The organism is 'Chrysanthemum coronarium' phytoplasma (assembly GCF_000744065.1).
Lineage (GTDB): Bacteria > Bacillota_I > Bacilli_A > Acholeplasmatales > Acholeplasmataceae > Phytoplasma > Phytoplasma asteris.
Map to the genome: position 1 here is coordinate 1 of NZ_BBIY01000006.1, position 9,394 is coordinate 9,394.

General features: G+C 26.9%; 11 protein-coding genes and 2 pseudogenes. 9 read left to right on the top strand and 4 right to left on the bottom strand.

Going from position 1 to position 9,394, the window contains the following annotated elements:
- The 8 genes and pseudogenes from OYV_RS00445 to OYV_RS05495 all read left to right on the top strand — a co-directional run.
- A pseudogene (locus OYV_RS00445) lies at positions 1-272 on the top strand (ABC transporter permease); the annotation flags it as partial.
- A gap of 108 nt (positions 273-380) precedes the next feature.
- Positions 381-689 carry a hypothetical protein gene (locus OYV_RS05200; RefSeq protein ID WP_236620236.1) on the top strand — a complete coding sequence of 103 codons (309 nt, stop codon included), beginning with the start codon at positions 381-383 and terminating at the stop codon, positions 687-689.
- A gap of 9 nt (positions 690-698) precedes the next feature.
- A complete protein-coding gene (locus OYV_RS05205) occupies positions 699-1,103 on the top strand; it encodes a M20/M25/M40 family metallo-hydrolase (protein WP_236620237.1) in 405 nt (134 codons plus the stop codon).
- Position 1,104: 1 nt separating this feature from the next.
- Positions 1,105-1,518: a peptidase dimerization domain-containing protein gene (locus OYV_RS05210; protein WP_236620238.1), complete on the top strand. Its 414-nt coding sequence runs from the start codon at positions 1,105-1,107 to the stop codon at positions 1,516-1,518.
- The gene (locus OYV_RS05215) at positions 1,505-1,765 is read left to right on the top strand and encodes a hypothetical protein (RefSeq protein ID WP_236620239.1); all 261 of its coding nucleotides are present in this window, start codon (positions 1,505-1,507) and stop codon (positions 1,763-1,765) included. The genes OYV_RS05210 and OYV_RS05215 overlap by 14 nt, the downstream gene beginning before the upstream one ends.
- Before the next feature lie 87 nt (positions 1,766-1,852).
- A pseudogene (locus OYV_RS05625) lies at positions 1,853-2,889 on the top strand (ABC transporter ATP-binding protein).
- Positions 2,890-2,905: 16 nt separating this feature from the next.
- Positions 2,906-3,169 carry an ATP-binding cassette domain-containing protein gene (locus OYV_RS05490; protein WP_052360374.1) on the top strand — a complete coding sequence of 88 codons (264 nt, stop codon included), beginning with the start codon at positions 2,906-2,908 and terminating at the stop codon, positions 3,167-3,169.
- Between the two features lie 11 nt (positions 3,170-3,180).
- Positions 3,181-3,681: an ATP-binding cassette domain-containing protein gene (locus OYV_RS05495; RefSeq protein ID WP_052360376.1), complete on the top strand. Its 501-nt coding sequence runs from the start codon at positions 3,181-3,183 to the stop codon at positions 3,679-3,681.
- Positions 3,682-3,772: 91 nt separating this feature from the next.
- Here OYV_RS05495 and OYV_RS00465 read toward each other — a convergent pair whose 3' ends face one another.
- Positions 3,773-6,763 (bottom strand): S1 family peptidase, encoded by a 2,991-nt coding sequence (locus OYV_RS00465; protein WP_236620241.1) that lies wholly within the window; start codon positions 6,761-6,763, stop codon positions 3,773-3,775.
- A 477-nt stretch (positions 6,764-7,240) separates the two neighbouring features.
- Between OYV_RS00465 and OYV_RS00470 the strand changes: the two genes are divergently transcribed.
- Complete coding sequence (locus OYV_RS00470) at positions 7,241-7,654, top strand: Hsp20 family protein (RefSeq protein ID WP_042067639.1); 414 nt, start codon at positions 7,241-7,243, stop codon at positions 7,652-7,654.
- 108 nt (positions 7,655-7,762) lie between these two features.
- Here the strand turns inward: OYV_RS00470 and OYV_RS04920 are convergent, their stop codons facing one another.
- The 3 genes from OYV_RS04920 to OYV_RS00475 all read right to left on the bottom strand — a co-directional run.
- Positions 7,763-7,936 carry a hypothetical protein gene (locus OYV_RS04920; RefSeq protein ID WP_172642329.1) on the bottom strand — a complete coding sequence of 58 codons (174 nt, stop codon included), beginning with the start codon at positions 7,934-7,936 and terminating at the stop codon, positions 7,763-7,765.
- A gap of 55 nt (positions 7,937-7,991) precedes the next feature.
- The gene (locus tag OYV_RS04925) at positions 7,992-8,156 is read right to left on the bottom strand and encodes a hypothetical protein (protein WP_172642330.1); all 165 of its coding nucleotides are present in this window, start codon (positions 8,154-8,156) and stop codon (positions 7,992-7,994) included.
- 209 nt (positions 8,157-8,365) lie between these two features.
- Positions 8,366-9,394: HAD-IC family P-type ATPase (locus OYV_RS00475; protein WP_042067641.1), on the bottom strand; the 1,029-nt coding region annotated here is incomplete at its 5' end.

Sequence of the window (9,394 nt, forward strand, 5' to 3'; positions counted from 1 at the left end):
TTTTTCCCAACATCATAGTACTAATGATAACTAGTTTTGCTCTTGCTATTCCAGGATTTATTTTAACTGAGGCAGTTTATAGTTTTGTAGGAGTTATTAAATATCCTGGAGGATTTATTAGTATTGGTGAATTGCTTGATAAAAGTTTTGATAAAATTGGGTCTTTTTCTTATTTATTAATTTTTCCGATGAGTTATTTAATTTATTCAATGTTTTCTTTTAATTTGTTGGGAAAAAACCTTAGAGAAGCTTTTGATCCTGCTTCTAATTAGTTAGAATGGTGCATTTTATTTGTAAATGTTTGATACAGTTTTGATATAATTAAATTTAATAAACAATTAAAATAAAAAAATATCCACAATCATAAAAGAGGTTAGATAATGGTTGATTTTAAAAAAGAAGTTTTAAAAAGAAAAAATCCTTTAATCGAGACTTTTCAAAAATTATTAAGAATTAACACTGAACTTACCACCTTTGATCCTCATAGAAAAGTAGCTCCTTTTGGCGAAGGCAACCAACAAACCCTTAATTTTATGCTGGATTTAGGTAACCAAAGCGGTTTCAAAACTCTTAATTTAGAAGGTTACGCAGGTCACATGGAATATGGAGAGCAAAAAGAATGGTTTGGTATGATTGGTCATTTGGATGTTGTTCCTGCAGGAACGGGTTGGACTTATCCTCCTTATTAAGCTTTAATTGTGGATGATAAAATTTATGGTAGAGGTTCGCAAGATAACAAAGGGCCTGTGATAGCTTCTTATTTTGCTTTAAAAATATTAAAAGAACTCAATTTGCCTTTATCAAAAAGAATTAAATTTATTTTAGGTGTTGATGAAGAAACAGGATTTCGTTGTATGAAACACTATTTTACCAAATTACCTGAAATGCCTGTATCTGGTTTTGTTCCTGATAGTCATTTTCCTGCTGTTTATTGTGAAAAAGGACTTACATTTTTTAATTTTGAAGGTGAAGTTTCAGATAACAAAATTGTAAGTATCCAAAGCGGGCAAGCCTCTAATGTAGTTCCTAATTTGGCAGAAGCACTTTTAGTTTATGATCCTGTTTATAAAACTTTATTTGATGAATATATGCAAAAAAAGTGATATGAAAGCATCTTTAGAAAAATATTCTAATTTGTGGAAATTAACTGTTTATGACAAATCAACTCATGGTTCTACTCCTGAAAAAGGAAAAAACGCTCTTTATGATTTGATGAAAATGCTAAAAGTATTAGGAATCAACAATAATTTAGTTAATTTTTATGATAAATATTTAGTAGATAGTTTAGATGGTAAAAAATTAGGGATTGATCATTATGATGAAGAAACTTATAATATGGTTTGTTTTTCTGGAGTTTGTAAATTAGAAAAAAATAAAACTTCATTTGCTCTTAATTTGAGATATCCTAAAGGAATTATGTTTGAAAAAATCCTTTTTCAATTAGAAAAGGCAGCTAAAGAGAATAATTTTCTTTTAAAACAAGGGCTTCATTATCCTATTATGTATGATGTATGTTGATCCCAAAAGTGATTTAATGAAAACATTAGTAAAAGTTTATCAAAAACATACTCTTGATTTTACTTCTAAGCCTATGTGTATAGGAGGTGGTTCTTATGCAAAATGTGCTCCTAATTTAGTACCTTTTGGACCTGCCTTTATTGACTTAAAAAAATTAGCTCATCAAGTGGATGAATTCTTTACAATTGATCAATTACTTACTTTAACTACAATTTATACTGAAGCTTTATATCTTTTATCTAAATAAACAACCAAAAAAACATCTAATAAACAATCAATCCCCCAACTAAAATATATTTTATACAAATTAAGCAAATATATAAAGGATTTATTTTTGAAAAAAGAAATACTTAAAATATGTGATCTAAATCTTAATTTTCGTGTTAAAAAACATTTAATCTATGCACTAATAGGGATTAATTTGTCTCTTGGTGAAGGCGAAATTTTGGGGTTAGTAGGAGAATCGGGGAGTGGTAAAAGTGTTATTTCTAAAGCTTTAATGGGACTTTTACCTGATAATGCTTTAATACAAAAAGGTTCTATCCTTTATAAAGACCTAGATTTAACCCAAATGAAAGACAAACAATTTAATAAAATTAGAGGAAATGAGATTTCTATTATTTTTCAAAATCCTCTTTCAAGTCTTAATCCTTTAATTAAAGTTGGTAAACAAATCTATGAAAGCCTACAATTAAAAAAGACTAAAAGCACTCATCAACAACTAAAAAATCAAGTATTAAAATTGATGGAAGAAGTAGGAATTCCCGAACCTATGAAGCGTTTCAATCAATATCCTCATCAACTTTCAGGTGGGATGTGTCAAAGAATTGTAATTGCTATTGCTCTAGCTAATGAAGCCAAAATTTTAATTTGTGATGAACCTACTACATCTTTGGATGTAAGTGTGCAAAAAAAGATTTTGGATTTGATTAAAAAATTAAAACAAGAAAAAAGTTTTCCATTATTTTTATTACTCATGATTTAGAAGTAGTTAAATATGTAGCTGATAGAATAGCTGTTATTTATGCTGGTAGGATTGTTGAATATGGGACTACTCATGAATTTTTTTATAATATTAAACATCCCTATACTTGGGCTTTGTTGCAATCTATGCCTGTTTTTGCCAAGAAAGGCAGCAAGTTAAAAAGTATTCAAGGAAATCTTCATCTGCTTACTGCTCCTATTTTGGGGGATGCTTTTGCTCCTCGTAATCCTTATGCTTTAAAAATTAATTTTGAAAAAGAACCTCCCATGTTTAAAATATATGCTACTCATTATGCAAGTAGTTGGTTATTAAACAAGTTTGCTCCCCGAATTGAAGTCCCTTATTTAATTTTGGAGTTGCAAAAGAAAAGAGGATATTGTAATTAAAAACAATAAAGTTATTTTGGAAGTTAGTAATGTTTCTAAAATTTTTCCTAATAAATTTCAAGGATTAAAAGATGTTTCTCTAACTATTTATAAAGGTGAATGTTTTGGATTAGTAGGACAATCAGGTTCAGGTAAAAATACTTTAGGACGCATTATGGCAGGTATTATTCATGCTACTGCAGGAACAGTTTTATTTAGTGGTAGCGTGGATAAAAAAACATATTTAGTTCAACAAGGTTTTAAAAAAATCCCCAAAATCTTAAAGATAAACAAAAATTAAAAGAGATTCAAATGATATTTCAAGATCCTGATCAAACTCTTAATCCAAGAATGATTGTAAGAGATTTAGTAGAAGAAGGTTTAATTTGTCAAGGAATTAAAGATAAAAATCAAAGAAAAGTACAAGTTTTGGAAATGATTAAATTAGTAGGATTGCAAGAAAATGATTTGTCGCGTTATCATCATGAATTTTCAGGAGGACAAAAACAAAGAATTGTAATTGCTAGAGCCTTAATTGTAAAACCTACTTTAATTATTGCTGATGAACCTGTTTCTGCTTTGGATGTTTCCATTCAGGCACAAATTCTTAATCTTTTAAATGAATTGAAAGAAAAATTAAAACTTACTATTGTCTTTATTTCTCATGATTTATCCATAGTTAAGTATTTTTTTGATAGATGTGCTGTAATGTATCATGGTAATGTAGTAGAAATGGCAAATGTTAAAGATATTTTTGTCTTTACTCAACATCAATATACTAAAATTTTATTGAAAGATGATAATTTAAGTTAAGTTGAAGTGTGGGAAAATAAATCAATATACTAAAAACAAGATATTAAGATAAAAAGAGACTTTTTAAGTCTCTTTTTTTGTTTATTTAGTTCTAAAAAGACAAAAAATATTGTAATTTATATACAATACTGTATTTATCTTTAAAACTTTTGATATCTATTATTACAAAAACTATAATGCAAATGAAAGTCCATATTAAAAATATTGCTATTTTGGCATTAGTAATGTTTAGTATTTTGTTTGAAAAAATATTATTTTTGGGAAATGTAATAAAAGGAAATTGACTTTTGTGTAGATGATAAATATCTTGTTGAGAGCAAATATTAATTAGATTTCCTTGAGAATCAAAGGCAAACCAATTATTATAATAAAGGCTTTCTTCTAAGTTAAAATAATTTTCTAAAAAAGTACTATCTATTGTAATTGCTTGGCTGTTTGGGTTATCTAGTAATGCTAAATGGCTTTGAAAAATATGAGGCGCTAAGGCTTTATCAGAGATGTTATTATGATTACTAATTAAATATATTTTTTCTCCTAATAAAAGTTTTTTATCAGGAGCAAAGGTACAAACAGGATAATTTGTTCTAGATTCAAAAGTTATGTAGCTAAAAGGATTATTGTGGGTGGCTATGGTTTTGTATTTTCCTTTTTCATCTTGTAAGCCAAAAGGTGTTTGGATAGTTATTTTAACGTTTTCATTACAAATATTTTGGAAAGCATCTAAGAGATAAGAAGTGTCTAGTTTTGTTCTATTTTTTTGTAAAATGACAGTATATATAAAAGTATTATCGGAATTATTTACAGTTTTTTTGTCAATAATAACTCCTAAGTTGATATTTTGGGAATTGTAATAATCTTGGCATAAAACTATAGTTTTTAACATATCTTCTTTAATTATTTGTTCTTTGTTATCAAAAAGATTATAAAAAGTATTTGGTTTTGTGGGGCTTTGGAAGGTGGTTTTTGCCAATTTGATATTAGTTTCTAAAATCTTTTTTTGGCTTTCTAAAATGTTGTTATAAGAAAAAGTTTGTTTAGTAAATGATAAAAACATTTTATCTATGTCAATTTTAGGGATTTGAATTGTTTCTTCATAACTTTTTTTATTGTTATAATCAAACATTTGAATTTGTAAAGAGATGCTAAATTGATTAGTGTTTGATAAACTAATTTCTAATTGCTTGTATTTGTGAGTATCAAAATTAACTAATTGTATTGTTTCTAAACCATGACAATTTATTGTAAGTAGAGTTTCTTGGTTGTCTTTATTTTGAAAAATTATTTTTTGTTCGGGCTGTTCTTTTATATAAGTATGGAGGTCTTCTAAAAAGATGTTTGTTTGGATGTAGGGTTTTTGTTCGTTTAGTTTTTCATTTTGTAAGACGTTAAGTTCGTTTGCAATATGATTTGTATTAGTGTTAGTCGTTTGGAATGCAATATTATTTGGGTTGTTATTTGCTATGTTTTCTTTTTTGGATTTGAGTAAAGTATAGAATTGTTGTTTGATGTAGTTAATGTTAATTGATTGAGAAATACGCAAAATTTTATGATAACTCCTATTTATGCCTATTAATTTTCCTTCAGCATTAAAAAGAGGTCCTCCGCTATTGCCTGAATCTAGGGTCATATCAGAGTTAATTTCTTTTTCATTGAGAAAAGCAATAACTCCTGTTTTAAATAAATTTTGTCTAAATTGAGGTCTTTGGTGAGGCATTAGGTCAAAATACCATTGTTTCCATTTTAGTTTTGTTGGTTTTTGGAATTGGTTAGTTTGTAAGCCTTTTTGGCAACCTAATACCCAAACTTGTTCTCCTTGATGGATAGGTATTTGTATATCTTTATCAAAATTAATGTATTTGGCAAGAACTTCATCTAATTTTTTAGTAGTATCGGAGTTAGGAATGGTAAAAGTTATGATAGCTATATCGTCGTATTCACGATTGTTATTAATAAAAGCATATAGTTTTGCTTGCTTGTTTAATCCTTGATTGTTTTTGATTGTTATTTGTTTTTGGTGATTTGATGTATGATAAAAACTTTCAATTACATGACGATTAGTTAGTGCATAATATGTGGTGTGGTTATTTATTTGTTCTTTGTAAACAATTATTCCTGTTCCTAGGTTATAACCAGTATTGATAAATAAAGTAATTAAATTGAGGTCTTTTAGTATTTGGTTGTTGGGCGGTTCTTTTTCCTTTGTCTTTGTCTTTGTTTCTGTATCTTTATCTACTATATTATTTATATTATTGGGGTTGATAATTGCATTGATAAGTTTTATTATTGGAGGTCCGTCATTTATTATAGGTTTATTAAAATTTATGGAAGGAATCACTTTAATATATTTAATTCCTTTTTCTTTTTTTATTTCAGGAGTTATTAAAAAACCAATTAAATTGCCTTTTTCAGTCCAAAACATAGTTTGTTTATTGTTGGAATTACAACGACTAGAAATAGCAATAAATATTTCATCTAATTCATTGTTAACTTCAATATCTTCACTTATATGACTTTGTTGAAAGGCAATTGCTTGTGGTATAGTTGTAGAAAAAGAATGAATTGGTTGTCCTTGGTGATATTTGTTTTGTCTTTGTAAAGGAGTAATTATATATTGTTTGTGGGATTTAAAAGTGATAATATCAAAATCTTTTAATAAGGGAGTAAAAATATTATATTGAGTTAATACTTGATTTTGAATAGTGCCCCATTCTTCTCCTTGGGGATTTGATAATTTTATAATGTTGTTTGGTTGTATGATATTTTTAGGAGTAAGAGCAAAATATATTTTTTGTTCTGAATTGTTAATTGATGGTGTTTTTTCATTTTTATTGTCATTATTGTTTGTGATTTTGAAACTATAAAAAATAATTCCCAAAGCAGTTTTATCATTTGTATGTATTTGCCAAATTTGGTCTTTGTTGGTTTGTATTTGATTATTATTTTTAATTTTTTCTTCCTTAATATCTTTTTTAATGTTTTCTTTTAAAATGTCTTTTTCTTGTTCCAAAGCTTTAATAGTTTGTTTAATAGTTTTAGTTTGGTTATTTTCATGTAGTTTATCAAAATATAAGGAATTATTCATAAATTGACTAGTATAAGAGTAATTTTGTAATTGAATAAAACTTAGCCAAAAAAGAATAGATATGTTAAAAAATAAGATAAATTTACGATAAAAATTAATTCTTTTCATAAAACTCTTTTCTAATTATGAGCGATGTTAAATAAAATATAAATAAAAGTATTTTTTTTCTTTTGGGATTTATTTCAAATGTAAAACACCCTTCATTATTATTTTACCCTAAAATTTATTTATTAGTTTGTAAAAAAAATAGCAATAATGTATTGACAGTGCCAAAAATTTTTGTTAAAATAAAATTGAGCTTAAAGGATTAAATGTTTTATACATATTATAAAAAATAAAATAAATATAAGAGATTATCAAAAAAGACAGTAAAAATTTATATTTTCATCTAAAATCGCTTTAAGTTCAAATGAACAAATTATAGAAAATCGTTTTTTCATTTTTTAAGTTAGAAAGAAGAAAAAAGGAGTGATAAAAATGCTATTTAGTTTAATTAATCAAAATCAAGATTTATTAGAAAATTTATTTGAAGATTTTAAAACAAATTCTTTAACTAACAACAACAATATTATGAAAACTGATATTGAAGAACAAGACAATCAATACCTTATTACTATTGAATTACCAGGTTTTAAAAAAGAAGATGTTAAAGTTGCTTTGGAAGAAGGCTATTTAGTAGTTGAGGCTAAAAATTCTAAAAAAAATCAAATTAAAGAAGCTAATTTTATACGTAAAGAAATATTTCAAGGATTTTTGAGACGTAGTTTTTATTTAGGTGATGATTTTCTTTTAGAAGATATTAAAGGTTCTTTGGAACAAGGTTTATTAAAATTAAGTGTTCCTAAAAAAGAAGTTAAACCCAAAGAAAAACGTTATATAAAGTTAAATTAAGATATAATAAAAAACAAGTTAATTAATTAACTTGTTTTTTATTATATATATGATTAATATTATTAAAAGAAATAACCTCTTATAAATAAGAGGTTATTATGAAATGCTTCAATTATGAAAATAATCATTGGTAGTTGTATTCGTAGGTGATGTAATTATCTTTTGTGCCATCAAAATCATAATTTTGTTTTTTGGTTGGTTGTCCTTTGGAGTTTGGGTTTGAGTTGGTTGAGAGTTTGTTGTTTGTGGTTGTGATGTGGTTGTAAATGTTTGAGAAGGCAAGTAAGGATTTTGATTGCCTTGACTTCCTGTATAAGTTCCTTCGTTATTAATATAATCAGGTTTGTAAGTTTGTGTGGGCGGTTTTAAATGTTTCTTCTTTTGTTGGTTCTTGTTTAGATTTTAAAACCCAACAAACACCTAAAATTAATCCTAACATTAATACTGTAAATGCTATTGTAAGTACAATAAAATTTTTATTGTCTTTTTGTGGTTGTTGCATATTTTTTGTCTCCTTTATCATTTCCTTTTAGTTTTATAGGTAACAAAAAATATCTCCCTTACTTTTATTTTACTCTTTTTTTGCGTAAAGAACGCTCAATAATAGTTAAAAAAGTAGTTTTATGAGTTTAGGAGACTTAATAATTATATTAATAAACAAAAAAAGACCTCTAAAAAAGAGGTCTTTTATAAATTATTTAATTGTAAGTATTAGTTTATTTTTGATTGTTTTTGGTTCTTAAATGCAAATACTTTTTTCCAGATAGTATCAAATAATAACATAACTAAAGGACATAATAATAACCATAAATAATGAGATATATTAATATCCTTAGTATGGAATATATCACTTAAAGAACTAAATTTAGTAATTAATACAAAAAATAATACTTCAATTATAATACCATAGTACAATATTTTATTAGGTTTTTTGATAGTTTGCCAAAAGTAAAGTTTGTTAGAACGACAAGCAAATGCGTTTCCTACTTGAGCAAAGATAACAACTCCAAATGCCATAGTAGAAGCTAGGAAGAAGTTGTCTTTTGTATTAAAATTGTAAACTGCACAAAAAAATGCTAAAGACATTAAACCTTCAACTATTCCTAAAAAGCCATAACTACGTTTTAATACTTTAGCGTCCATTAGATGGTCGTTTTTAGTACGTGGTTTTTGGACTAATAAACTTGGGTCAGTTTCTTCAGCTCCTAGAGCAATAGCAGGAATTAAGTCAGTTAAAAGATCAATTGCTAAAATTTGTAAAACATATAAGTAAGGTTCTGTAACTCCTAAAAAAGCAATAGCGATGAAAGGAAAGATTTGAGGGATATTAGAAGCAAAGACATAAGTCATGAATTTTTTGATGTTTTCATAAATACAACGTCCTTCTAAAACAGCTTTGGAAATAGTTGCAAAATTATCATCTAATAAAATCATATCAGCAGCATTACGAGCAACATCAGTGCCTGATTTTCCCATAGCAATTCCTATGTGAGCTGCTTTAAGGGCTAAAATGTCATTAACTCCGTCGCCAGTAACCCCTACTACTTCTCCATTGTTGCGGTATGCTTGAACAATTTTTAATTTATGTTTGGGAGTAGTGCGTGAAAAGACAACTGGATGAGGGCTTTTGAGGACTTCTTGTAATTGTTCTAAAGACATTTTGTCAAGGTCACAGCCGTCTAAACCAACGAACTTGTCTTGGATGATTCCTACTTGTTTACCAATGGCAGCAGCAGTAAG

Excerpts from the sequence above, each read along its gene's own strand:
- OYV_RS05215 (WP_236620239.1), top strand. The coding sequence starts at position 1,505 with ATGATGTATGTTGATCCCAAAAGTGATTTAATGAAAACATTAGTAAAA.
- OYV_RS05495 (WP_052360376.1), top strand. The coding sequence starts at position 3,181 with ATGATATTTCAAGATCCTGATCAAACTCTTAATCCAAGAATGATTGTA.
- OYV_RS04925 (WP_172642330.1), bottom strand. The coding sequence starts at position 8,156 with ATGCAACAACCACAAAAAGACAATAAAAATTTTATTGTACTTACAATA.
- OYV_RS00470 (WP_042067639.1), top strand. The coding sequence starts at position 7,241 with ATGCTATTTAGTTTAATTAATCAAAATCAAGATTTATTAGAAAATTTA.
- OYV_RS00465 (WP_236620241.1), bottom strand. The coding sequence starts at position 6,763 with ATGAATAATTCCTTATATTTTGATAAACTACATGAAAATAACCAAACT.
- OYV_RS05210 (WP_236620238.1), top strand. The coding sequence starts at position 1,105 with ATGAAAGCATCTTTAGAAAAATATTCTAATTTGTGGAAATTAACTGTT.
- OYV_RS05200 (WP_236620236.1), top strand. The coding sequence starts at position 381 with ATGGTTGATTTTAAAAAAGAAGTTTTAAAAAGAAAAAATCCTTTAATC.